Source organism: Candidatus Limimorpha sp. (genome assembly GCF_056203535.1).
On the sequence record NZ_JBADWU010000116.1, the window covers coordinates 1 to 25,223 of the forward strand.

At 45.9% G+C, this 25,223-nt stretch carries 15 protein-coding genes and 1 other RNA gene; 8 read left to right on the plus strand and 8 right to left on the minus strand.

Going from position 1 to position 25,223, the window contains the following annotated elements; all coding sequences use genetic code 11:
- Positions 1-285 precede the first annotated feature (285 nt).
- The 8 genes from AC06MN_RS14440 (at position 286) to AC06MN_RS14475 (ending at position 12,479) form a co-directional block, all read left to right on the plus strand.
- Positions 286-1,983 carry a T9SS type A sorting domain-containing protein gene (locus tag AC06MN_RS14440; protein ID WP_373802626.1) on the plus strand — a complete coding sequence of 566 codons (1,698 nt, stop codon included), beginning with the start codon at positions 286-288 and terminating at the stop codon, positions 1,981-1,983.
- Positions 1,984-2,031: 48 nt separating this feature from the next.
- Positions 2,032-3,369, plus strand: coding sequence for a T9SS type A sorting domain-containing protein (locus AC06MN_RS14445; protein WP_475673079.1), 1,338 nt, complete (start codon positions 2,032-2,034; stop codon positions 3,367-3,369).
- A gap of 36 nt (positions 3,370-3,405) precedes the next feature.
- Positions 3,406-5,013, plus strand: coding sequence for a T9SS type A sorting domain-containing protein (locus tag AC06MN_RS14450; RefSeq protein ID WP_475673080.1), 1,608 nt, complete (start codon positions 3,406-3,408; stop codon positions 5,011-5,013).
- Positions 5,014-5,266: 253 nt separating this feature from the next.
- Positions 5,267-6,541, plus strand: a complete 1,275-nt coding sequence (locus AC06MN_RS14455) for an ATP-binding protein (RefSeq protein WP_475673081.1) — start codon at positions 5,267-5,269, stop codon at positions 6,539-6,541.
- A gap of 67 nt (positions 6,542-6,608) precedes the next feature.
- An RNA gene (gene rnpB / locus AC06MN_RS14460) (RNase P RNA component class A) lies at positions 6,609-6,988 on the plus strand.
- 189 nt (positions 6,989-7,177) lie between these two features.
- Positions 7,178-10,210, plus strand: a complete 3,033-nt coding sequence (locus AC06MN_RS14465) for a tetratricopeptide repeat protein (RefSeq protein ID WP_475673082.1) — start codon at positions 7,178-7,180, stop codon at positions 10,208-10,210.
- Complete coding sequence (locus AC06MN_RS14470) at positions 10,203-11,912, plus strand: TonB-dependent receptor (RefSeq protein ID WP_475673083.1); 1,710 nt, start codon at positions 10,203-10,205, stop codon at positions 11,910-11,912. The genes AC06MN_RS14465 and AC06MN_RS14470 overlap by 8 nt, the downstream gene beginning before the upstream one ends.
- A gap of 33 nt (positions 11,913-11,945) precedes the next feature.
- The gene (locus tag AC06MN_RS14475; RefSeq protein ID WP_475673084.1) at positions 11,946-12,479 is read left to right on the plus strand and encodes a hypothetical protein; all 534 of its coding nucleotides are present in this window, start codon (positions 11,946-11,948) and stop codon (positions 12,477-12,479) included.
- A 96-nt stretch (positions 12,480-12,575) separates the two neighbouring features.
- On the opposite strand, the gene dnaE is transcribed toward AC06MN_RS14475, so the two are convergent.
- From dnaE to AC06MN_RS14515, 8 genes are all read right to left on the minus strand, one after another.
- Entirely contained in the window at positions 12,576-17,195 is a 4,620-nt protein-coding gene (gene dnaE, locus AC06MN_RS14480; RefSeq protein WP_475673085.1) for a DNA polymerase III subunit alpha, read from the minus strand.
- 113 nt (positions 17,196-17,308) lie between these two features.
- On the minus strand, positions 17,309-18,595 hold the full coding sequence (locus AC06MN_RS14485; protein ID WP_475673086.1) for a replication-associated recombination protein A: 1,287 nt from the start codon (positions 18,593-18,595) through the stop codon (positions 17,309-17,311).
- 176 nt (positions 18,596-18,771) lie between these two features.
- On the minus strand, positions 18,772-20,151 hold the full coding sequence (locus tag AC06MN_RS14490; protein WP_475673087.1) for an ATP-binding protein: 1,380 nt from the start codon (positions 20,149-20,151) through the stop codon (positions 18,772-18,774).
- A 173-nt stretch (positions 20,152-20,324) separates the two neighbouring features.
- Positions 20,325-21,635 (minus strand): hypothetical protein, encoded by a 1,311-nt coding sequence (locus tag AC06MN_RS14495; RefSeq protein WP_475673088.1) that lies wholly within the window; start codon positions 21,633-21,635, stop codon positions 20,325-20,327.
- A gap of 219 nt (positions 21,636-21,854) precedes the next feature.
- Positions 21,855-23,576, minus strand: coding sequence for a KAP family P-loop NTPase fold protein (locus AC06MN_RS14500; protein ID WP_475673089.1), 1,722 nt, complete (start codon positions 23,574-23,576; stop codon positions 21,855-21,857).
- Between the two features lie 112 nt (positions 23,577-23,688).
- Complete coding sequence (locus tag AC06MN_RS14505) at positions 23,689-24,204, minus strand: hypothetical protein (RefSeq protein ID WP_475673090.1); 516 nt, start codon at positions 24,202-24,204, stop codon at positions 23,689-23,691.
- Positions 24,205-24,334: 130 nt separating this feature from the next.
- On the minus strand, positions 24,335-24,637 hold the full coding sequence (locus AC06MN_RS14510; protein ID WP_475673091.1) for a hypothetical protein: 303 nt from the start codon (positions 24,635-24,637) through the stop codon (positions 24,335-24,337).
- Positions 24,638-24,701: 64 nt separating this feature from the next.
- A complete protein-coding gene (locus AC06MN_RS14515; RefSeq protein ID WP_475673092.1) occupies positions 24,702-25,028 on the minus strand; it encodes a GIY-YIG nuclease family protein in 327 nt (108 codons plus the stop codon).
- Positions 25,029-25,223 lie beyond the last annotated feature (195 nt).

The window sequence follows — 25,223 nt, forward strand, 5'->3', positions numbered from 1 at the left end:
CGTTTACCTGCTGAAGGTGACGGAAGCCGATGGCACAAACCGCATTTGCCGCGTGGTGGTAGGCCGATAGAGACGTTGCGTGCAACGTCTCCAATCCGACCTTGCGTGAAATCGAATCGGGGAAATGGGTGAAGGAATGAATGATTTTTTTGTATCTTATTGGAAATAATAATGGAAAGTGTTATTTTTGCCACGTCACTCACTTTGAAATTTGGCTAATGGACTTCACGAAGTTCAGAGGAATGGTGCGAAAATGCTAAAAATAGAAGTCCCCTTAAGGTAAAAATGAAAAAACTTACAAATCGAACTTTGCTATTGCTGGTTCTGTTGGCTTTCAATGATTTATGCTATTCTCAAATCCGTATCGACAAGCAACAATGCTTTGGCGGGTATGGCGACGACATAGCCTATTCAATAGTTGAAGAAGAGGATTTCTTCTTGGTCGCTGGCCTGATGGAACCTTCTTCCATTGGAACAGGGCATGTCCAATGCGATGGGAATCATCAAAGGACTTGGGTGGCAAAAATCAGCAAGGACAATTATGAATTCTTGGATGGTTGGTGCTTCGACATTATGGGACAGTTTGTGAAGATTTTCAAGGATGAAAACGCGGATGGCGAGTACTTTTTGGTAGGCCAATGGAATTGCTATGGGGCAAGGAATCTTACTACCATTAAGATTGATTCCAATGGTAATGAGTTGTGGCGCGTTTGCTATGGCAACGAATATGGGCACATGTATGGAACAGGCCGCTTGTACACCAGCGACGGCGGCATTATCAATTCCGGCGACTATACTGACGCAGGCGGCGATGTCGGCCATATCTTTGGCGGCTACGATGGTTGGCTTATCAAGCATGACAGAAACGGCAACTTGGAATGGGAACTGACTCTTGGTTCTCAAGCCCTTTATGAAAGTGTTCTCACTGTCCAACAGGCTTCGGACGGCGGTTATTATGTGTGTATGCAAAACGAATCCTATGGGGTGGGTAATATACCTTGTCCTGAAATAGTGTCCAATGCCACCTTGGTCAAGTTAAGCCAAGCGGGCGAAATAGAGTGGCATGAATGCTACGGATGCGCGAACACAGCCCCTGAAAGGCAGGAGAACAGTGGCTTTATCGATGTCGTGGAATTGGATGACGGGTATTTGTTTGGAGGTCAGGCCAATTGCTACAGCGGTGATTTGGAAGGCAGCGGATGGCACTATGGCACGCTGAACAACTCTCCCAACGGTCCATACACTTCTGACATTTGGCTTTGGAAAGTGGACAATAACCGCAATATCATTTGGAGCAAGTGTTACGGAGGCTCTGATAATGATTTCTTGCAGAAAACGTTTCGGACAGAAGATGGCGGCTTTATCGTTTTCGGAAACACCCATTCCAGGAACGGTGACGTGGCGAGTGCCAGTCATATCAGTTTGGATGAATGGAACGAGGGTGTGGGATGGATATTCCGAATCGATGCCAACGGCAATCTGTTGTGGGAACGCTGCTTGGGCTCGGCTGGAGGTGCTGGCTCAACCAGTATTACGGATGTCATCAAGCATAACGACAGGGAATATATCGTTCTTGGGAATTTGATCTGCCCTCCGAGCGGTTCAAGTGGTGATGTGAACTGCACGAATTGTGCACAATTGAGCAATCCCGAGTTTCCACACCATTTGAAGGATTATTGGTTGCTCCACATTACGGATACCGTGGACTATAGTACGTTAAGCGTTCCTGAAATGCCAATACAGCAGGAGGCTTCGGCAGAAATCTATCCCAACCCCACAAACAACACGGTTTGCGTGGTGCTGCCCAACGAGGCCGAGGCCACGGAAATGGAACTCGTCAACATGAATGGCCAGGTGGTGGCCAACAAGACCTTTAGCGGCAAAAGCAGTTGGTTGGAGATGGGCGACCTGCCTAAAGGAATGTATATGCTGAAAATCTGCAATGCTGAAGTATGCCTTACACGGAAAGTGATGAAGGAATGAAGAATTATGTAACTTTGCAAACAACAAATCATTAAAACAGAATAAGCCATGAAGAAATTATCAATTATCCTTGCCGCGATGCTTGTTTGCGGCACAATGCAAGCCCAGCTTGTGAAAGGCTGGTTGGAAATCCCGACGGGCGTTACCGAGAATCTTTTTGGTGTGGACTGCCTTAACAAAAACGAAGCGGTTGCCTGTGGCGAAAACGGCAAAATCCTGAAGACCGTTGACGGTGGCAATACATGGACGGTCAAGTTTGAGAAAGAAGGCTATGACATGATTCATGTGGCATTTGCCGATGCTCAGGTGGGTTATGCCTGTGGCGATTCATGCTGGTGGAACAGCGACAACCACAAAGGCGTTATCGTGAAAACCACCGATGGCGGCGAGACCTGGCAGGAACTCCCCAACACGGAGTTTGTCCATTTGCAATGGCCTGACTTTGCGCGAAAAAATGACCTTTTTGTGGTTGATGAGGAAACTTTCTATGTTTTCACCAGCAATTCCATTCTTTGGAAAACCACTGATGGAGGACAGAGTTTCATCCCGACCCCGTTCGAATTGGGAAGGGTTACCCATTGCGAGTTGTTCTTCGAGGACGAGACAGGATACCTTGTTGTGATTGAAACTGATTCTTCATTTCAAACAAGTATCCATGTATATAAAACGACCGATTCGGGAACGACCTGGAGGGAAGTCCGCAATGTTGGGTATAATGACTTTTATACGGTTGTCACGCATTTCTTCAACAAAGACCATGTAGAAGTGTATGGCTATTTCAGCGAAGGCATGTATAACCTGCTTGTGACCGATGACGGTTTTGAGACCATTTCCTATTTAAACATTGAATGTCCGATGCATGATTACTCTGGCATAGAGAATGTAAGTCATGCCAAATTCACTTCCGACACCTACGGTTGCATTCTTATGGGCATGACTTTAATGAAAGGGTCAACGGATACTAATCCGTATATCATGAAAGACAGTTGGGAGCATTGCGAATGGATCAAACAAGGGATTCCTGACTGTGAGAACAACGGTATGGTGCAATGCAGGGATTTGTATGCGGTTGATGGCGTGGACACGGTTTTCTACATTGCCGCTGAAAACGGATTCGTTTACAAGTCGGCGATGATTCCTGTCAATGGCGTTGAAGAAAAAGCTTTGCAGATCAATGTCTATCCTAATCCGGCAAAAGATAGGGTAATTGTTGAAGGTATTGAAGCGGCCGAGGTGGGGGTTTATAATAGCCTTGGGCAACTGATAAAGATGATGCGAGGCACGAATGAAATCAGCGTGGCGGGCTTGCCCGAAGGGGTGTATGTGCTGCGGATTACGGATGAAAAGGGAAATTCCTTTACGGAGCGCGTGAGCGTGGGGAGGTGAATGGTGAGAGGTGAAAGGTGAAAGTGGAAAGGTGACATGGGGCACTCTTTCATTTGCGACGGCTATGACGACAATGGCCTGTTTCATATCAACTGGAGCTGGGGCGGTGTTCTCGACGGTTATTTCAGCATCGACAACCTGCACACCTACAACCAGACTTGGAATTTGGCTCAAAAGATGATAGCCGATGCCATGCCGCTCAATGTTTATAATAACACGCCCAAAGCACCGTCCAACTTGACTGTTCAGCCGCTTTCCGACGATTCTTACACATGCACCGTGCGTTGGAACAACCCGACGAAAGCCTTAAACAACAGCAACTTGACACACATCGACCAAATCATTGTCAAATGTGACGGCAGAGTGGTTTTCACCCAGGACGATGTCACTCCGGGTGCAGCCATGGAAATCACCGACGAAGTGCCATTCTACGGCTTGCACGACTATCAAGTGTATGCGGTGAACAACGGAAATCGCGGGAGTGCTGCCAGTGAAAAGGATGTGCGATTCGGACCTTCCTGCGCATGGACCATCGAAGCTGGCACCTCCTCTTTCAACGGCTGGCAGGGGGCTTCAATCCAAATAATCAACAATGCGACACAAGTGATAGCTTCCGTGACGACACAAACAAACAGCGAGACGTTTTCTGTGGATGTGGCTTTGGGACATGTCTCTTTCGCTTTTGCCAAAGGAAACAGTCCGGTCAGCAATGTAAATTTCGTTATCAAAAACACTGAAAACCAAATTGTCTATTCCTATTCCGGTTCATTAGATGGCATTGAAGAAGGAATTTTTCTCCAGACGAACAACAATTGCGGCAACGGCTCGGATTGCGACACGCCAACTGGCTTTAACGCCTTTGCGGAAAACGACCATGTGGTGCTGACATGGGAAGCCTTGGACGAAACGACGGATTACAATGTGTATCGCAATGGCACATTACTGCATACCGTGCATAGCCCTGCCACCACATTCATAGATGAAATTCCGAACCATGGCGGCAACTGTTATCGCGTGACGACATTCTGCACTTCGGGCGAAAGCGAACCAAGCAACGAAATCTGCGTCACTGTAGGCGAAGGCTGCCAACCGCCTACCAGCCTATGGTATGAAACGACCATCAGCAACAAAGTGAAACTGACTTGGGAAACGCCCCAACCTCACGACGGCCTCTCAGGATTTTACATCTACCGCACCAAGGAAACCAACATGAACTGGCAGCAAATCAAGACGCTCGGCGCCAGCTACACTTCCTACACTGACAACACCACATTGGATGACGAGACCTCTTATCTTTACAAGGTAGTGGCCTACTATCAAGCCTCAGACTGCTATTCCGCTCCGGCACGTTCAAGATACAACGAGTCTGAGTATTTCGTAAGGGTGTATTGGTCGGTCGATGGAATGGATGAAACGCACACGGACAAAGTGAAAGTCTATCCTAACCCTGCTTCGAACACAATACAGATTGAAGGCATTGAACCAACTGTAATCCAGCTATACAACACTTTCGGACAGTTAGCGAAAACTATTGAAAACGCAGCCAGCATCTCATTGGATGGTCTGGCGGAAGGCGTGTATATGCTGCGCATTGAAGATTCAGAAGGGAAAGTTTTCATGACAAAAATGGTTGTAAAACGGTGAATTTCAATGAAAATCGACTAGTCCTGTAGAGACGTTTTGCAAAACGTCTCTACGCAAACTGGCCGCGAAATCGAATCGGGGAAATGGGTGAAGGAATGAAAATCCCTACAAGTTTGAAAAATGCCAACTTCCCAAGTGAAAACGCGCCAAGTTCCCAAGTGAAAATACGCCAAGTTCCCAAATTTTGCTTTTTATGCTTGTTTATCTCGTTTGTTTTCAGTTATTTTGCACCTTGGTTTTAAAAGTGTGAAAAATGAGAACATACAAGTTCCGCATCGCAGATGATTTGCTGGAGGCACGATTGCGACGAAAAGGTGCTGTTTTGATAGAAGGCCCAAAATGGTGCGGTAAGACAACTACCGCCGAACAACATGCTGCAAGCATCTTGTATATGGCTGATCCGCAAAAGAGAAAGCAGAACCTGCAAGCGGCAAAAATGAATGTCGGTAACATCTTGAATGGTGCCGTTCCGCGCCTGATTGATGAATGGCAGATTGCGCCAACCTTGTGGGACAGTGTGCGCTTTGAGGTCGATCAGCGCAATGAAGTGGGACAGTTCATTTTGACGGGTAGCAGCGTTCCGCCAAAGTCGGATGAAATATATCATAGCGGAACGGGAAGGTTCGCGAAACTGCTTATGCGGCCAATGTCGTTGTTTGAGTCGGGTGAATCGTCAGGCAGTGTGAAATTGCAGGATTTGTTCCAACATTCCGATTCTATCGAGGGGGAAAGTAAAATTGACATTACGGAATTGGCATATCTCATTTGCCGTGGCGGGTGGCCGGGCGCTTTGAGTCTTTCGCGAGAAGATGCTCTGGGTCAGGCATTTGATTATTACGATTTGGTGTGTGATTCCGATGTGTCCCGTGTGGATGATGTTGCCCGAAACGCCCAGCGTGTGCGTCTCCTGATGCGTTCTTACGCCCGTCATCAAGGTTCAATGGCAACGGTTGGCACCATCTTGAGCGATATGAAAGCCAATGAAGCCAGCGATTTGTCGGATAACACGATTTATGACTACATCAAGGTGTTGAAAAAGATTTTCGTTATTGAGGATATGCCGGCATGGAATCCGAACTTGCGTAGTAAGACGGCCATCCGCACCAGTGACAACCGGTATTTCATTGATCCAAGCATTGCCACGGCAGCATTGGGAATAGGGCCAAACGACTTGATTGATGATTTGGAAACCATGGGTCTGTTTTTTGAGACGCTGGCAGTCCGCGATTTGCGCGTCTATGCTGATGCGCTTGACGGACAGGTCTATCATTACAGGGACAAATCGGGACTGGAATGTGATACGGTTTTGCATTTGCGCAATGGCTCATACGGCTTGATAGAAATTAAACTTGGTGGCGATGACTTGATTGAAAGCGGAGCGAAATCATTAAAGGCTTTAAGTGAAGCTATCGACACCACCCGTATGCATCAGCCTTCATTTATGATGGTGCTGACCGGCATTGGTGATTTCCCTTATCGCCGTGATGATGATGTTTGGGTCGTTCCAATCGGCTGTCTTCGCCCTTGATTTTTTTGTTTGCCGATATGTTTTGGTTTTGCAAGCAAATATTTAATTTTTTCCTATTTTTGCGCCGCGATTCAGAGGGACTGTCGCGGGTCGGGAAAGCCGGCGCGAGGAAAGTCGGGACAGCATAGAGCACCGTACTTCTTAACAGGAAGGTATCTGCGAGGATAACTGCAAGTGCCACAGAAATATACCGCCCTGAGCTTGTCGAAGGGTAAGGGTGAAAACGCGAGGTAAGAGCTCACGCATCGGGTGGCGACATTCCGGTGAGGTAAACCATACGGGCTGCAAGTCCAAGTATAGAGACAGTGGCTTCTTCGGGAGCCGAAAGGGCTGCTCGTCCGTCGTCTCAGGGTAGGGCGCTGGAGCCTGTGGGCAACTGCAGGCCTAGAGAAATGACAGTCGCCCCGAAAGGGGAACAGAATCCCGCTTACTACGCTGAATTGCATCTTATAAACTGGCGTCGATTTAACTTGTTAGGTCGCGCCTTTTTTTGTTTTTGGCCTCTGGCTATTAGCTCTTGGCAGCTAATGGCTAACGGCTAATAGCCAAAGGCCAATAGCTCCCTTGGCACAATATTTGGAACTTTTTTGACGTTAGTTTCAGCGAATTATGTATTTTCGACAAATTTTTCAAAGCATGAATCTCAAACATTTCTGTTGCGCCGCCACATTGCTTGCTGCTATGCTATCAGGCTCTGTATCAGCGCAAAAGCATATCGAAAACTATCAGCCGGAATCCTTGTATAACGAGGGTGTCGTGCTGTTCCAGCATCAGGAATATGGTGCGGCTCAGGCAGCTTTCAGCCGTTATCTCGATGAAATCGGCGACAAAAAGGCCCAGCATGCGGTCGATGCGCAGTATTATGAGGCCGTCAGTGCGCTTTATCTGGGCAATGGCGACGGCGTTTCAAAGGTCTTGCAGTTCGTCAACGAGAATCCGAGCAGTCTTTGGGCGGGACACGCTAATTTCCTCTATGCCAATTCCTTGTTTAAGGAAAGAAAATTCAAGGATGCCATGCCGATTTACGAAAAGACCGACATCGCTTCGCTAAACCGCGAGGAAGCCCAGCAGCTGCAGTTCAATATGGCCTACTGCCAGTTCCAGATGGACGACTTGGACAAGGCGCAGCCGCTTTTCCACGGCGTAATGCTGAATGGAGGCCCTTACCAGGATGCGGCGAGATACTATTATGCACATATCCAATATGTTAATGGAAAAGATGACGAGGCTTTGACAAACTTTGAACGCTTGGCCAACAATCCGTCATACGCTAAAATCGTGCCTTCCTACATCATGCAAATCAACAACCGCAAGGGCGATTACCGCAAGGTTCTGGAAGATGGTCCCGAGGCTGTGCGTCAGGCCGAGAACAAGCGCAAGTCGGAGATGGCGCTCATTGTCGCCGATGCTTATTTCCAGCAGCAGGATTACGACAAGGCTTTGGAATTTTACGACATTTATGCGCGGCATTTGTCGGGCAAAGGCATTTCGCGTGAGGCCAACTACCAAATCGGCGTGAGCAAAATGATGACGGGCGACTATAAAGGCGCTATCAGCAGTCTGCAGCGTGTGGCGGGCAACGAAGACCCGATTGCGCAATATGCATCGTATTACTTGGCTAACAGTTACGCCAAGACCGATGAACTGAAATACGCCCGCAACGCATATTATACGGCCTATTCCGCTGGTTTCGACCAATCTATCAGCGAAGAAGCCCTTTTCGATTATGCGAGATTGAGCCTTATTCCGGGTGCCGACCCTTTCAACGAGGCCGTGACTTTGCTCGATACCTATGTGGCTGATAATCCGCAATCGGCGCGAAAGGCGGAGGCGGAAGAAATGGCCATTTACCTTTTGCTCAACGCGAAGAAAAACGATGAGGCTTTGGAACGTTTGGAATCGTTGCGCAACATCAGTCCTGAATTGCAGACGGTTTACAACGAAATGCTTTATTCGACAGGTATCGACAACTATCAGAACGGACAATACGACAAGGCGCAGACCTATTTCTCGAGGGTGCTGAACAGCCGCCGCACCGATGCCAACAAGCCGCAGGCATGCTTCTGGTTGGGCGAGTCGGCTTACGCTTTGGGCGATTTCAAGAATGCAGGAAAATATCTGAAGCAGTTCAAGGAAATGGAAGGCGCGCAGGGATTGCCGGAATATGCGCAAGCCGATTATGATTTGGGCTACATCTATTACCAAAAGCCTGATTATGACGCTGCCATCACTTGTTTCAGGAATTTCATCCAATCGTGCGACGACCGACAGAAAGACCTGAAAAGCGATGCCTACATCCGTTTGGGCGACTGCTTTTTTATGGACAGAAACTACACGCAAGCCATCAATTATTACGATTTGGCAACGCGCATTGGCAAACGCAATGCCGATTATGCGCTCTACCAGCAGGGACTTTGCCATGGTGCGCAAGGTAATGTGAATCAGAAGGTTAATTTGCTCAACGAGATGATGCAAACCTATCCGAGCACCAATTATTACGATCAGGCCTTGTTTGAAATCGGCAATACCTATCTCGTTCACGGCGACAAACGTTCGGCTTTGGCAAGCTTCAACAAATTGATTAAGGAAAGACCGCGTTCAAGTTATACGCGTCAGGCCATGATGAAGGTCGGCATGGTGTATTACAATAATAATCAGTACAGTGAGGCCGTGACCAATTTGAAAACCTTGGTCGAAAATTACCCGAATACCGACGAGTCGCGCGAGGCAATGTCCATCATCAGGAATATCATGATGGAACAGAACAAGCTGGATGAATATTTCTCGTATGCCAATTCGGTAGGCGGCACGATTCGTGTCACCGAGCAGGATTCGCTGGCTTTTGCCACGGCTGAAAACTTCTATTTAGACGGCAAATGCGAGCAGACAACCAAGGCTTTGCAATATTATTTCGACAATTTCCGCAATGGTGCCTATCTGCTGAAGGCGCATCAATATGCGTTGGAATGTGCCGAAAAGGTTGGCACTGAGGCTGATGTGGTTTCGCATATCGATTACATTCTCGCTCAACCCAATAACGACTATACCGATGCGGCCTTGCTGAAAAAGGCGCGTATCGAATACGAACATCAGCGTTACGACCAGGCGGGCGAATATTACGAGCGTCTGTCGCGCGTCACAGAAGAGCCGCTGCGCCGTTTGGAGGCTTTGGAAGGCAGCATGAAGAGCAATTTCTTTATGGGCCATTACGACAAGGCTATCGAAATGGGCGAGGATTTGAGCCATTCCAAGGATTTGACGCAAGAGCAGGTGAATCAGGTGAATCACATTGTGGGCAAGTCGTATTTCGAAAAAGACAATTATGCTTCGGCCATCGAAAAATTAGACAAGAGTGCCAAAGCCGACAAATCGGTTTATGGTGCTGAAAGTGCCTATTATTCAGCGGTTTCGTCCTTGAAACTGAAGAAATATGACGAGGCCGAAAACAAGGTCTTCAACATCTCCGATAATTTCTCGTCGTACAATTATTGGGTGGCCAAGTCGTTCATTGCGCTGGCCGATGTGTATGTGGCCAAGGAGAATTATTTCCAAGCCAAGGAAACCTTGCGCAGCGTGATAGATAATTATAAAGGTGAGGACTTGAAGTCGGAGGCTCGCGCCAAACTCGCCGAAGTTGAAAAAATCTCAAAATTAGCAGGAAATGAATAAGCGTATTATATTTGTGATGGCGACCATTTTGCTGTCAGTCAGTGTCTTTGCACAACACAACGAAGAAGTTACCGTTGAAGGCACTTATCGCCCGAAGGTGAACAAGGTGGATAAAATCCGTCTCACACCCGAAAAACCGCAGCCGACTTTCGAAATGCCGAGTTCGGATGTGCAGCCGAAAATCACCGACCGTAAATTTGACATCGAGTTAGAAAGACTGAAGGCAACGCCTTATTCCGAAAAGAACGAATCGTTGGTGAAACCGACCGAAAATTTCCTGATGGCGGGCTTGGGAACGCGCATTTCGCCTTTGTTCCTCTATCGTCATGATTCACAGCTCACTAAAGATGTGAATTTGGGCGTCGGAATCAACCATTTTTCTTCTTGGCTGAATATGAAGGACCATCCCAATTCGGGCTTTATGAACAACCTGTTTGATGTCAGAGTAGGAGCGAAACTCTCTAATTATCAATTGAATGGAAAGGTGTTTTTCAAGAATGACCTTTATCATTACTACGGTTGCCGCTTGTCTGATTCCTCAAACATGATTCCTGACGACCGCATTGATGAATTTTGCCCGAAACAGGTTTACAACACCCTCGGGCTGAAAGCCGTCTTGAACAGCACCGACACGCATCTACAGGCTTTGCAACATGCTGTTGGCCTTGATTATCATTACACATATTCAAAGTTGGATTCCCGCGAGCATTTCGTTGGCCTCAACGGAAAATTGGCCTACGCCGACAGCTGGTGGGGCGACCGCAACTATCCGCAGCAAGTCGGTCTGGATTTGGGTTTCCAATACGATTATTTCTCCACTCCGATGGTTGACGTGTTGGCTCAAGATTATGACCGTATGCTGCTGAAAGTCAATCCGTATTTTGAGATGAAGGATGATTTCTACAAGTTGCATCTAGGTGTCCGTTTCGATTACACTTCCTCCGATAGCGTGAAGGTGAGTTTCCGTCCCGATGTGCAGGGCAGTCTTTATGTTTTCGACAAGAAACTGGAATTTTATGCCGGTTTGGGTGGCGGAAAACAGTTGCTGACTTTCAGCGAAATCATCGGGGAAAATCCTTTTGTGGGCACGAATCTGCCGCTGCTTTACCGCAATGTGAAGTTGTCGTTTGAGGCTGGCGTACGCACTACGGTTGCTGAAAAGGTTGACCTTCATGCAGGTATGCGTTACCGCAATGTGGCAAACGATTATTTCTATGTCATGGATGTAAATGCTCCCGCAAGCATTTACAATGTTTTCAACCAATACACGCTTCTTTACGATAATACGGAAACCGTCAGCGTGACGGCTGCTGCACGTTGCAAGATTGTGGACAATCTGGATGCTGAACTGAATCTGACTTACAACCATTGTACGCCTGAAAATGAGAGCTTTGCTTGGTATCGTCCTGCTTTTGAAAGCACTTTGAGGGCTTCCTATGCTTTTGATGAAGCTTTGACATTCAATGCCGCATTGCGCTTTGAGGCAGACCGTTATGCCAAGGTTCAAAAAGGCTATAGCATTTACGATGAGGTGAAACTGAAAAACATTTTCGACCTGAGTCTCGGCGCAGATTACAAGCTGAGCGACCAGCTGTATGTCTTTGCGAAGATTGACAACATTGCCAATTGCCGCTACCAGATGTTCTACGATTATCCCGTGACTGGCATTCAGCTGTTTGCGGGCGTGAAGATGAAGTTTTGATTAGCCTGTGTTTTGCCGGCAAACCTCGTGAAGATGAAAGAATACAAAGAGAAATCATCATTCCGGCATCTTGATATAATTGGAGATGTGTATTTGGGCTTGTTTGTCGGGTTGATTGTTTTTGTTGCTATTTATTCTGCTAGTAATGCTAACAATTATGTTGAAACTCCTATATGGGATGACGTATTTGTGTTATTCTACATGATATTGCTTACTTTGGCGTATGGAGTTCGTGGAAGGCGGTATCTTCAATGGAATAAAACTATATGGATTGATAAAGACAGACAAATCGTTGAAGTCGAATTTTATAAAGGTGCTTTTTTTCGGTATAATTATAGAAGGATTCCGTTCAGTGATCTTGAAATTAAGTTTGCATGGGAAAGAATTGGCCCCAAGCCAAGCAATAGGGCGATTACTGGTTTAGAAATAATTGATAAGGGAGAATATGTAACTTCTTGCATTAGTGGTGAAAAATGGACCAATGGAGGATTCGACGAACTGATTGCGGAATTTTCTTCCATCAAGGAGGAGTATTGCGAGAAGAAAACGAATTTGTTGCCTGATTAAGAGAATAATTCAAATTTCAAACGCTCCTTCCAAAAAGCGAACCACATACACTTTCGCCTAAGGCAACATTGAAAGCCATACTTTTCACATTGCCAATCATCTCAAGTCAAACTCCACAAAAGGCATCTTCTCTAAAATCGGCAACAATTCTCCCGCATTGACCGCACCCGAAATCGGCGACATGTTGCAAGCAATGTTGTTCTGAACGTCAAAGACATGAATCTTGTAATTCTGCTTGCCAGGATTGTCCTTCACTGCCTTGACAAATGTAACCATGTCATCCTGAGTCATCAGATTGAGATTCAACTTGATGTATACGGTCTTGCTTGAGTTTTCTAACAAAGAATCCAGCAAATGCACCGAAGTAAACTGCACATCCAATTGTGCCGGCAAGGCATTCGGATCGGCATCAGGTTTGCGGAACGGCATCTTCAGGTTTCCGATGAGCAGGACATATTCACCCACATTCAGCATGGCCTTGCAGTTGTTGTAGTTTTCCTTGAACAGTCTGAAAGTCAAAGCACCCGTTTGGTCTTCAATGGTGAAAATGCCGTATTTACTTGTGCCTGTTTTCGTTATCATCTCCTCTGCCCTCGTAATCTGGCCGCCTAATTTCACGGGCCTTCCATTGTTTTTCTCCACTTCGTTCATGGCGGCTTTCAGACCTTCGACATTGCAATTACTGTAATATTTCAGCGGCAAATGATAGACTTGCATCGGGTGCGAACTGATGTAAAAGCCAAGCGCCTCAAACTCCATTTCCAGTTCCTTCATCTTCGACCAGCGTTCGCACTGCGGCATAGGAATCGTCAAGGTTTCCTCGTTATCCGAACCATCGCCGAAACCGAACAAATCGAATTGCGCGGAGTTTTTCCTTTCGTTATAAGAAGCCACCATACGCAATGCTTTTTCCACAAACGGAGTCGACTCATTCTGAGGCATATAGAAGAACATGGCACGATGGAATCCCGGGAACGAATCGAAGCAACCCGCCATATCCATGCTTTCCAAAGCGCGGCGGTTGACGCCCTTGTTGGCGGTACGAATCAGGAAATCGGTCAAATCCTTGAATCTGCCGTTGGCCTCGCGTTCCTCGACGATGCCCGAAATGGCGGCTTCACCCACATTCTTGATGGCGCCCATGCCATAGCGGATTTCACCCTTGCCATTGACGGAGAATTTGTATTCCGATTCGTTGACATCCGGACCTAAAACGTCGATTTTCATGCGTTTACATTCTTCCGTCATGAAATTGATTTCCTTGATGTCGCCCAAACTGTTGTTCAAAACGGCAGCCATAAATTCGGCGGGATAATGCGCTTTCAGATAGGCCGTCTGATAGGAAACCCAGGAATAGCAAGCCGCGTGCGATTTGTTGAAGGCATACGAAGCAAATTTCTTCCACTCTTCCCAAATCTTGTTCAATCGCTTGGTGACTTCCTCTTCGGGCAGGTTTTCAGTGACGGTGAGTTTCTCCACACCTTGTTTCATAAACTTGCCGTAGAGTTCCTCCATCTTCGCCAACTGCTTCTTACCCATTGCTTTACGCAACGAGTCAGACTCACCTCTCGTAAAGTTGGCCAACTCACGCGACAGCAGCATCACCTGTTCCTGATAGACGCAAATGCCGTAGGTGTCCTTCAGATATTTCTCCATGCAGTCGAAATCGTATTTGATTTCCTGCCGGCCTTGTTTACGGGCGATGAAGTCAGGAATGTTATCCATCGGGCCTGGGCGATACAAGGCATTCATTGCAATAATGTCACCTATTGCACTCGGTTTCAGTTCTTTAAGATATTTCTGCATTCCGGGCGATTCAAACTGGAACGTGCCAATCGTATTGCCGGAACTATACAGTTCGTAAGTCAACGGGTCATCAATCGGAATGTGGTCAATATCAAGGTCTTGGCCTGTCGTATGCTTGATGTTGTGCAAGGCATCCTTAATCAAGGTCAAAGTCTTCAAACCCAAGAAGTCCATCTTGATAAGTCCCACACTTTCAACCACATGACCATCATATTGCGTAACCACCACATCTTCCTTCGTGTCCTTATCCTTGATGGTACACATCGGGGCAATATCAGTCAGGTCACGGGCACCAATGATAACGCCACATGCGTGAATGCCAATCTGACGGTTGGTATCCTCCAATTCCTGAGCGTATGTCATCATCGAAGAAATGTTATCATCCTCGCCTTCAAGGTATTCCTTGAGTTCAGGAATGTATTTGTAGCAGTTCTTCAAGTTGACTTTCGGCATCTTTGAAGGCACCTTGCCCTCCACGGCCTTCACCTGACTTTCATCGAAAGCCTTATCGGGCACAAAGCCCTTGATTTTATTCACTTCGGCAAGCGGCACCTTCTGCACGCGACCGACATCAGCCAAAGCCGACTTGGCAGCCATCGTGCCGTAGGTGATGATATGCGCCACCTTCTCCTTGCCGTATTTCTTTGTAACCCAATCCAAAACGGCACCACGGCCATCATCATCGAAGTCGACATCGATATCAGGCAACGAAATACGGTCAGGATTCAGGAAACGTTCAAACAGCAAGTCATATTTTAACGGGTCTAAATCGGTAATTTTCAAGCAGTAAGCCACAACCGAACCAGCAGCCGAGCCACGGCCTGGACCTACGCTCACGCCCAATTCCTCACGCGCACCGCGGATATAATCCTGCACAATCAGGAAGTAACCTGGGAAGCCCATGGTTTTCATCACGTGCAATTCAAAAATGATACGCTCGCGCTGTTCTTCGGTCAGCTCCTCGCCATAACGTTTTTTCGCGCCCTCCCAAGTCAGTTTCGCCAGATAATCGGCCTCCAACTTGATACGGTACAGTCGTTCATAGCCACCCAATTTCTTGACTTTCTTTTCAGCCTCTTCCTGCGACAGCACCACTTCGCCATGCTCGTTGCGCGTAAATTCATTGAAGAGGTCTTCTTCGGTGAATTTCTGACGGTATTCTTCTTCCGTTCCAAATTCCTCAGGAATCGGGAAAATAGGCATAATCGGGTCGGAATCAATGCTATAAGTCTCAACCTTATCCACAATTTCCTGCGTATTTTCCAAGGCTTCAGGCAAATCGGAGAAGATGGCGCCCATTTCTTCCGGCGTCTTCAGCCATTCCTGTTTGGTGTAATGCATTCGCGATGCATCGTCCAAATCCTTGCCCGTACTCAGGCAAATGAGTCGGTCGTGCGCCTCGCCATGTTCTTCCTCCACAAAGTGAACATCATTGGTGGCAATGATTTTGGTATTGGTTTTTTTCGCCAATTCCAGCAACACCTTGTTCACCTCTTTCTGACGCTCGTAAACTTCGGTATCGCCGCCTGGTTTATCGGTCTTATGTCGTTGTAATTCGATGTAAAAATCATCTCCAAAAAGGTTCTTGAACCACATCAACGACTGTTCGGCACCAGCCAAATCGCCGTTCATGATTTTCTGCGGAATCTCGCCACCGAGACAAGCCGACGAGCAAATCAAACCTTCATGATATTGCTCCAAGAGTTTGTGGTCGATACGCGGATTGTAATAGAAGCCATCGGTGTAGGCAATGGAACTCAATTTGCAAAGGCTGTGGTAGCCCTGCTTGTTCTTTGCCAATAAAATAAGGTGCCAGCCCCTATCCTGACGGCCATCGCATTTGTCGATGCTAACGGGGGCACAATAAGTCTCAATGCCAAAAATCGGCTTGAAATTCTGACCTTTCAGTTTCTCAATCTCCTCGCCTGCCGCAAGTTTCTGTTCGTCAGTCGATTCGGGATTGGCGATAATGGCTTCCTGTTCCTTGATGGCATCCTTCACTTTGCCATTTTCCTTGTTCACGGTATCGGCCAAATCCTTGATACCGAACATATTGCCGTGGTCAGTCAAAGCGATGGCATACATGCCGTTTTTCTTGCATTTCGCCACCAAATCGGGCACTTTCGACATACCGTCCAAAATGGAATAATGCGAGTGGACGTGCAAATGCGTGAAATGTTTCGGGATATAGTTTCCGACAATTTCAGGTTCCTCTTCAACGATTTCCTCTTCAAAATTCGGAACAATATCGATGCCAGCCGCTTGAATCACATCGGGATTGGCAGCCCGAAAATCGGTGAAGAACTGGGAAGTGACATTCAAATCGCTTTCATCCAACACCTTGCGGCGCAACAACTCCAGGAAAACGCGTGCCGTCGCCTCAACATCGGCCGAGGCGTTATGTGCCGAATCGAAGCCTTCACCAAAAAGCAACTGGTGAAACTCGCTCAGTTTCGGGAACTTGAAATGTCCGTTTCGTCCACCCGGAAACTGACAGAAATCGGCAGTCTTTTCCGTACAGGTATCAATGATGTGCCATTTCCGCAACGGGTTTTCGCGGCCCATTCTCAGAAATTCGCAGCCCAACACATTCAAATCGAAACCGATATTGTGTCCCACCAAATACTGTACTTTTCCCGCCGATTGCAAAAACAGATCCAGCACTTCGTTGAGCGGCTTGCCATATTTTCTGGCGTGTTCGGTTGAAATGCCGTGTACCATCTTGGCACTAATGGGTATCTCGTAACCATCGGGAATGACGAGATGATTCTGAGCTTCAACGAATTGACCTTTTTCATCGTGGACTTGCCAAGCCAGCTGCACCATGCGCGGCCAGTTGTCGAAATCGGTCAAAGGAGCGCCATCACGTTTCGGAAGGCCAGTGGTTTCGGTGTCGAATATGAGGAACATAACGTATCAATATTTATCAAAATGAATGTTGATTATCAGGAAGAAAAGACTTCCGAATTGAAAAGTCAAAAATAGGGTGTTTTTTGCAAAGGCGCAAGTGACGGAATTAATTTTTAATACCCATACTTCTCCTTCCACCTGTCGCGCAGACTCTTTCTCAATTCGCGCTCACGCGGATTATCCTGAGGGTCATAGAGTTTCGTGCCGGAAATCTGTTCGGGCAGAAATTCCTGTTCGACGAAGTTGCCTTCAAAGGCATGGGCATATTTATAGCCATCACCATAACCGATTTCCTTCATCAGTTTGGTCGGAGCGTTGCGCAAATGCAAAGGCACAGGCAAATCACCCGTCTTCTGCACCAACGATTGTGCCGCATCGATGGCTGCCACAGCCGCATTACTCTTGGCCGATGAAGCAAGATAAGTTACTGTTTGCGAAAGGATTATCCTGCTTTCAGGCCAGCCAATCTTGTTGACGGCATCGAAACAGGCATTGGCCAAAAGCAAGGCATTCGGGTTGGCATTGCCGATGTCTTCCGACGACAAAATGAGCATCCTGCGGGCGATGAACAGCAGGTCCTCCCCTGCCTCAATCATGCGTGCCAGATAATAGACGGCGGCATTCGGGTCGCTGCCACGGATGGACTTGATGAAAGCCGAGATAATGTCGTAGTGCATCTCACCCAACTTGTCGTATTTCACCAGATTGCTCTGAATGCAGTCCGTCGTAAAATCGTTGGTAATGACCAATTCCGCCGCATTTTCATCTTTATCATACAAGGAATTGACGACCAATTCAATGGCATTCAGCAACTTCCTACCATCGCCACCGCTGATTTTCAGCAAGGCTTCGGTCTCTTGCAGCACAATCGGCTTACCCAAATCGACCTGCAACACCTCGGAGGCTTTTTTCAGCATGATTTCCAAATCGTCGCGTTCCAGCGACTTCAGCACATACACCTGACAGCGCGAAAGCAAAGGTGAAATCACCTCGAAACTCGGGTTTTCGGTCGTGGCTCCGATTAAGGTGACAAGGCCTTTCTCCACAGCACCTAGAAGCGAATCCTGCTGCGACTTGCTGAAACGGTGAATTTCATCGATGAAAAGAATCGGTGCCTCGGGCAACATACGCGCACGGTCGATGACCTCGCGCACTTCCTTCACGCCACTGCTGACCGCACTGAGCTGGAAGAACTGCCGCTGCACCTGCTTCGAAATGATGTAAGCCAAAGTGGTCTTGCCCACACCAGGAGGCCCCCAAAAGATGATGGAAGGCACACGTCCCGTCTCGATGGCGCGACGCAACACGGCATTCTCGCCGATAATATGCTTTTGGCCGATGTAATCAGCCAGAGAAGTCGGGCGCAAACGCTCAGCCAATGGTGTCGAAGAATTTCTCATGTGATGAAATTTTAGGCAAAAATATGAAATTTTGCCATATTAGGCATGGTTCATTTCATTCAACGAGAAATTGAATTGGGGGACAACACTACCTCCAACTCATTCCAGCGAACAGCTTTCCTTGAAATAATCTGCATGAATGTCAAAAAAGTGCTGCACGTTTCATTACCTTTCAATCAAATTTCCGGCACAGGTATTTCCGGTATGACATATTGCTGGTCGTCATTTGCATCAGGGCTAATGAACATCGAATAATAGATGGGCATATAGGTAATTCCATTTTCCATCACAACATTCCGTTCGTTGCTAAAAACTATTGCATTGTGGATGTTATATGATGGTGTTCCCAAGAAATTATCGAGTGCACTATGTATCTTGTAATTCTTTCCAGACTTGATTTCCAATGGCAAGGCCTCAAGATGGCCGAAATCATCGATGAGAAAATCAACTTCGCCTTTCTTCTTGTTGTCGTAGTAGTGGAGTGTGTGACCGTGTGCATGCAGTTCCTGGGCAACAACAGACTCATAGACAGTTCCAAGGTTGACACTTACTTCATCGTGCATCACAGCGTTGATGTTTTTGTCGTATAGCAGATAGGTCAGCAAGCCTATATCGTTGAGATAAAGTTTCAGCAAGTTTTTCCGTTCCGATTCTGCCAATGGAAAGTGAGGATTGCTGATGGCCTGTACCGACAAGGCTATGCCGGAATTAATCAGATACTCAAACTCGTCAGCATAATCCGAGAATTGCTTGTGTCCTTTTGTTTCCTCTATATTCTTTACAACCAGCCGTTTTTTCTTGTTTTCAAGATTCGATGGAATCATGTCATAAATACGACGAATGACAAGTTTATGTTCTTCATCGTATTGAGATGCATCTATGCGATACAATCCATGAATATCTCTATGAATCTTTCTGACATTGGCTATATTACGGGTTGCAATGAAGGCATTGATGGCTTCGGGCAATCCACCGATTAGAATATAAAGTTTGAATTGTTTGAGAAAATAATCGTGCAACGATTCGCTCAAGGGTTCCTTATTGGCAAATTTGTCTTTTGCCGCAGCTATCACGTCTGCACCACATCCCATCGCCAAAAGAAACTCTTCAAAGTCAAGCGGATACATTTCTTCAACCGAGATGCTTCCGATTGGGACCGATGGCGTTTGAGCAAGTGCGACTCCGAGTTGCGAACCACTGGCAATAAAAGTATAGCGTTGCTCTTGATTCAGAAATTTGAGCATGGTCAAAAGATGCGGATAACTCTGGATTTCATCTAAAAAGACGAGTGTGTTCTCCTTCTTGTCAAGTTTGTTGCCGGCAATGGAACCAAGAAGCAGGTATAAATCATCGGGACTTTTCACCTTGGCAAACAGCGCATCGCCTTCCTTGTCTTCTTTCAAGTTAACTTCGACAAAATACTTAAAAAGCTTCTTGCCCACATAGCGTATCAAATAAGACTTACCTATCTGACGCGCTCCATTGACCAGCAGTATCTTATGTTGCTGACTACTCAAAAAGTCTTCAATTCTACTTGCATATTTCCTGTAAAGCATATTTCGACCCCTATTTGCTTGATTTTCCGGCTGCAAAAATACATATTTCTTCCGGAAAAGAAAGAAAATCGGGAATTATTCCGCGTTTTTCTTCTTAAAATCGGGAATTATTCCATGTTTTATATACATAAAATCGGGAATTATTCCGTGTTTTTTACTTGTAAATTCGGGAATTATTCCAGCGAATAGCTTTCCTTGAAATAATCTGTTGTAGGGACAACACCAACGACTTCCAGCCACACGTAATTATTGAAACGCACACGCTCGTTTTCAAAGCCCAAATAGATTGTTTTTGCACCGCGCGTAGGAATGCGTCCGTTGCACGACTGCGTGCCCAAAGTGGTATAATCCACATTGTATTTCACTTCCGCTATGGGCTTGCCATCTTGGAATTTACGGGCTTGATTGCCATCGTTGAAGACAAACAGATTGATGTATGCGTCTTCTTCCCTCACCGGCTTTTTGTAATTCAGCAAAGTCTCAATCAAACCGCTGCCACGTTTCGATTCATACAGAGGCAATCCCAAAAACTTGATTTCGTGATACCTGATATCCAAATCCGATGCAAAATCGCCGTCAGTAGAACGGTCGCCTTCATCAGTGGAAATGCGCAAGGAATACAATATGTCCGTAGCACCGCTTGAAACCGGAACCGCAACAACGGCACGGTCTCCATTCCCTCCCGCAAACACGATCTTCAATTGTCCCCTCAATGTGAATTTACGAGGTTCATCGAACACATTGCGCATCTCAATACCTTTAACGGAACTGGCCCGAAAATCACCTTTTTGAGCATCGACCAGCTCGGTTTTCACTGTCTTGTGATTCAGCAAGTGTTCCATATCGTTCGATGATTGAGCGACATACACATCTTCATAGTGTGAGCCTTTGCAAGACACTTCCAAAAGATATACGGCTGCATTCGGAGCGACAAATGACGACGACACACTGGATTTCTGCTGGATTGTCTTCATCAATTTATGCGTATCAGCATTATACAGGCGAACCGTCCCCGGCGCACTCAAATTAACGGAATAGAAAGCGGAATCACCTTTTTGGACATAAAACGGATAGGATTGCGTTTTTCCGTCCTCTACCAGATTGTCTTCAAATTCATAATCTACAACCCTTAAACTTGGGATTTCCGCTTCAACAAACGACTGAAGGCTGCGTTTCACCGAATCCATCCGTTGCTGGGCACGACGCATTTCATAACGCTGATCTTCAGTAAAATCCAAGTCGGCATAACCCAAATTCATTTCCTGAACCTGTTCCTGCAGCTTGACAAGATTTTCTACCGTCTTGTCAACGGAATACTGCTGCAAACTCTGCTGTGCCATATCAATTCTGTCTGCAACATCATTAACGAACTGCTGGGCTTCATCCATTTCACGCGAAGTACCCTCATCCGAATCGGAATGTGGTGCCGAACCACATGAAAACATTGCCAAAGCAAGTGCAAATAATAACAAAAACCGTTTCATAGCAACCATTACATTTTAAACCAAATTATTTCTTTCCAAATAGCAAATTCAAAATTGCCGAACCTATTTTTCGTTCCACACCTGATCTTGAGGTCGGGACACCTGTCTTTCGTGCTATATTCTGACGAAGACGCGTTATGCCCAAAGCCCGTTTCCACGAGAAACTCAATCCTGGTATTTTCTTTGATTTCCTTGACATCGCGCTATAATTACTGGTTATCAAATTTTAATCCCCAATTTCTTCAGCTTTTCCAAGAACGGCTCCCAATAGCGGTTTGGCCAATAGTTCCAAACCACGACTGGACCTTCTTTGGTCATAATCCGTTCATTTTCTTTCCTATAATAACAACCCGCAACATTGCCGGCAGAGTCTTTCGTCAGCAAGGCATTTTCGTATGAATCAACCGTAAATTCAGGTTTAGTGACATTGAATATTGTACGCAAATCTTCTATGGTGATGTCGGGATGCTTTTCGATATAATCTCTTACAACCGCTAAGGCCAGTTTTCCTTTTCCCTTGATTTCCTTGCCGTTAAATGTAGTGACTTGAAGCGCTTTTGGAGACTTTGCCACCAACGGGCCATCAAAAGCTTTCAGGTTGGTGACTGCCGACAATTCCAATGTGGCTTCGATGATTTCGCCCAAACGGTTGTCATCGCTGACAATCTCGGCAATCTTTGTCAGCAAAGTCGAGACTTGGAATGCGCGGTTACTCAAATAAGTCTCTTTTTGGCACATACGGAAAACGACTTTTTCCCAATCTTCATCAAACTCCTCTGTTGCATCAAGACTTTCCTTTTCTTCAGCAGTCAGATGGCGCAGTTTCAGTTTGGACGCGATGCGCTCGTTCCAGCTCTTGAAATCAGGTTCTTCCGACAGTTGATTGTAAATGTACGGATAAGCAATCTGCATACAGACCAAGGCAAAATTGATAATCTTGCTTTGACTATCCACATTGGCACCAGCATCATTGCGTGTTTCGTTGATAATTGAAATCAGCGACAAAGTATTGGTCAAACGTTTCAATGAACGTGGATTCGATCCGACTGAAAGCCGTGCAATCTCCGAAAGCTGTTCTGCAAGACTTTGATTGTCAAGTTCATGCTCGCTAAAGAATTCAATTTTCTTCAAGGCATCAACGAGAAATGTATCAACAGTATAGGTTGCCACAGGCATTGAGAATGGCAATTGGATGATTTTATCAAAGAAAGAGCGGAACTCACGTTCGTTCTTTTCGGTCAGTTCGCCGAACTTCGGTTTCAAGCCCTTGATGACCACGTCATAGTCGATGGCGAGAATAAAGACGCATTTTTCAAGGTCGAAGATGTTTTTCAGCAATTCAAGAATCTCAACGGCAACAGGCGGGTCGATACGGTCCAAATCATCAATATAAAAGGTAAACCCTTGTTTATCAGGATTCTTTTGCAAAGCTTGGTCAATCAAATCGGCAATTTCCTCTTTCAGACGCACAATATCGGACGATGGCTTGTCGTCAGATTCAAACAGATCGTCAATGACATCACCTTCGACGCCAATAGTTGAGGCCGCCACCTTTGCTCCGGCAGTAGCCATTTTCTTAAAAATGCTGCCGATTTTCTTCTTGCTTTCCGCCCATTTCGCTTCATCAGGATTCAAAGCTCCAATCTGATTGACGATACCCTCCAAAATGCTCATAATGGCTTGATTGGCTGATTTCATCAAGGAATACTGCCATGTGTTAATCCAAATCGGGAAATAAGGTGCGTCATCGGTGTCGCACAAATTCCAACGCAAGAGGTTCATCAGCGAAGTCTTGCCACTGCCCCACTCGCCTTGCAAAGCGATAGTGATGGGTGTGTCGGTCAGTTTAATATATCTAATGAGAGCATCCTGATAAACCTTGATGCCAAAAAGGTCTTCCTGGTCGTGCTTACGCGGCACATCGATAATACTGGATTTCATCTGTTTATGATTTGAAGATTTAAAATTCAAAGATTTAAGGTTTATAATCTTCAATTGCCTATACAATGCGAGATTTTTAAATACCTTGTATAGGGAAAAACGGTTATTTCTTTTATTCCCATTCAATTATATTATCAAACAATCCTTCCCTATATTTGAACTCATCAGGATTACACATTGGCCATTCTTCAGGGGAATCGCCAGCAGCACAAACTATGAAATTAAATTGCTTAATTTTGCTACAAATTACATGTTCCTTAATCAGAGAACGGCCACTATCCATAAGGAACTTGTAACTCTGTTTAAATTGTTGCACTATTGCAATACTCGGCAGAGTGCAAGGTTTCATATTCAAACCATCAATGAATATCAGATAATTCTTATTCAAATTCTGAGTGATTTCATAAGCCCAGGCTGGAGGGCATCCCTCAATCATACAAGCCAAATCGCTGGATTGTATTTTAATCAAAACCCTTCCTGCCTTTTGCGCAACACTTTCAATGATTTTGTGCTTTTCACATTCTGGGAGACCAATGACAAGAACATCCTTTTGGTCATTGATTATTCTTTCCAAATCAGCATTTGCATCATACGAATTAAAGACAGTTGACCTATTAATTATCGACATAATAATCTATTTTTTAATTGTTTAACAATCGTTTACTGTATTTTTTCGCATTTAACACCTAATAATAAAAGCCCCCAAGCGGCAGCATGGGTAACTGCCGCCTGTGGGTCTCGGAGAAAAACAGATTTTTTTACTTGCCAGCAGCACTAATCGTTACGCTGTTGCTTGCCAAAGCGCTATCGTTGGCATTAGCAACCTGAACCTTGATGCCGAAGACTTCCTTCATCTTGTCCTCGAAGTTGCCAACTTTCATATTGCCGACAACCTTCACTTCGCCACCTTTTGCGCCCTCTGCGCGGATGGAAGCCAGTGTTGCATCGTCGTCAGCAAAGCCAACGCCTTTGTAAACTCTCAAAGTTGCGCCGAAAGCATCTTTGAACTGCTTTTTCAATGTCTTGACCTTCATGCGGCCATCAATACTAAAATCTGCCATAATAACTAGTTATTTTAATGGTTTTGCCTACTCTTTACAGGATTTTCGGCTTTACTCCTTTATTTCAATTCCTATTATACCCATTTCCACAGCGTGTGCATAATTTACGCTTGTATAAGTCTTCCCTGTCAATGACTTCGCTGTCAGGCTTCTCCAAAGACATGGTTTCAAGAATGCTCCATTGGAAATTGTCATAAGCATAATCCTGGTTTTTGCTGACGATTTCTACTAGTTCATCATTATTGCCATGTCCTCCTGTTTCCACATATTTCTTCCAGCGTCCCCAAATGCCCGCATTGCCGTAAGCCGAGCCGATATACAGCTTTCCATTATTTTTGTCGGCAATGCAATAAATTCCATTGACAGCCTCCAGCTTATTGCGCCACTGCACATCCTCTGTTTCAATGATGGTTTTCAGTTCCTTATACGAAAGAATTACAGTAGAACCTTAATTCCGCACACCTGTAATAGATTAAAAGGAATAAAATCCTGAGCAACAAAAAGTTGCCCAGGACATTGCCATGTCAGGATTTTCACCTATCTTAGTGGTGGAAAAACAAAACAAGCAAAAGACTGACAGACATGG

What these genes read in the sequence shown, in the direction of transcription:
- AC06MN_RS14440 (WP_373802626.1), top strand. Translation starts at nt 286, where the DNA reads ATGAAAAAACTTACAAATCGAACTTTGCTATTGCTGGTTCTGTTGGCT.
- AC06MN_RS14445 (WP_475673079.1), top strand. Translation starts at nt 2,032, where the DNA reads ATGAAGAAATTATCAATTATCCTTGCCGCGATGCTTGTTTGCGGCACA.
- AC06MN_RS14450 (WP_475673080.1), top strand. Translation starts at nt 3,406, where the DNA reads ATGGGGCACTCTTTCATTTGCGACGGCTATGACGACAATGGCCTGTTT.
- AC06MN_RS14455 (WP_475673081.1), top strand. Translation starts at nt 5,267, where the DNA reads ATGAGAACATACAAGTTCCGCATCGCAGATGATTTGCTGGAGGCACGA.
- AC06MN_RS14465 (WP_475673082.1), top strand. Translation starts at nt 7,178, where the DNA reads ATGAATCTCAAACATTTCTGTTGCGCCGCCACATTGCTTGCTGCTATG.
- AC06MN_RS14470 (WP_475673083.1), top strand. Translation starts at nt 10,203, where the DNA reads ATGAATAAGCGTATTATATTTGTGATGGCGACCATTTTGCTGTCAGTC.
- AC06MN_RS14475 (WP_475673084.1), top strand. Translation starts at nt 11,946, where the DNA reads ATGAAAGAATACAAAGAGAAATCATCATTCCGGCATCTTGATATAATT.
- dnaE (WP_475673085.1), bottom strand. Translation starts at nt 17,195, where the DNA reads ATGTTCCTCATATTCGACACCGAAACCACTGGCCTTCCGAAACGTGAT.
- AC06MN_RS14485 (WP_475673086.1), bottom strand. Translation starts at nt 18,595, where the DNA reads ATGAGAAATTCTTCGACACCATTGGCTGAGCGTTTGCGCCCGACTTCT.
- AC06MN_RS14490 (WP_475673087.1), bottom strand. Translation starts at nt 20,151, where the DNA reads ATGCTTTACAGGAAATATGCAAGTAGAATTGAAGACTTTTTGAGTAGT.
- AC06MN_RS14495 (WP_475673088.1), bottom strand. Translation starts at nt 21,635, where the DNA reads ATGAAACGGTTTTTGTTATTATTTGCACTTGCTTTGGCAATGTTTTCA.
- AC06MN_RS14500 (WP_475673089.1), bottom strand. Translation starts at nt 23,576, where the DNA reads ATGAAATCCAGTATTATCGATGTGCCGCGTAAGCACGACCAGGAAGAC.
- AC06MN_RS14505 (WP_475673090.1), bottom strand. Translation starts at nt 24,204, where the DNA reads ATGTCGATAATTAATAGGTCAACTGTCTTTAATTCGTATGATGCAAAT.
- AC06MN_RS14510 (WP_475673091.1), bottom strand. Translation starts at nt 24,637, where the DNA reads ATGGCAGATTTTAGTATTGATGGCCGCATGAAGGTCAAGACATTGAAA.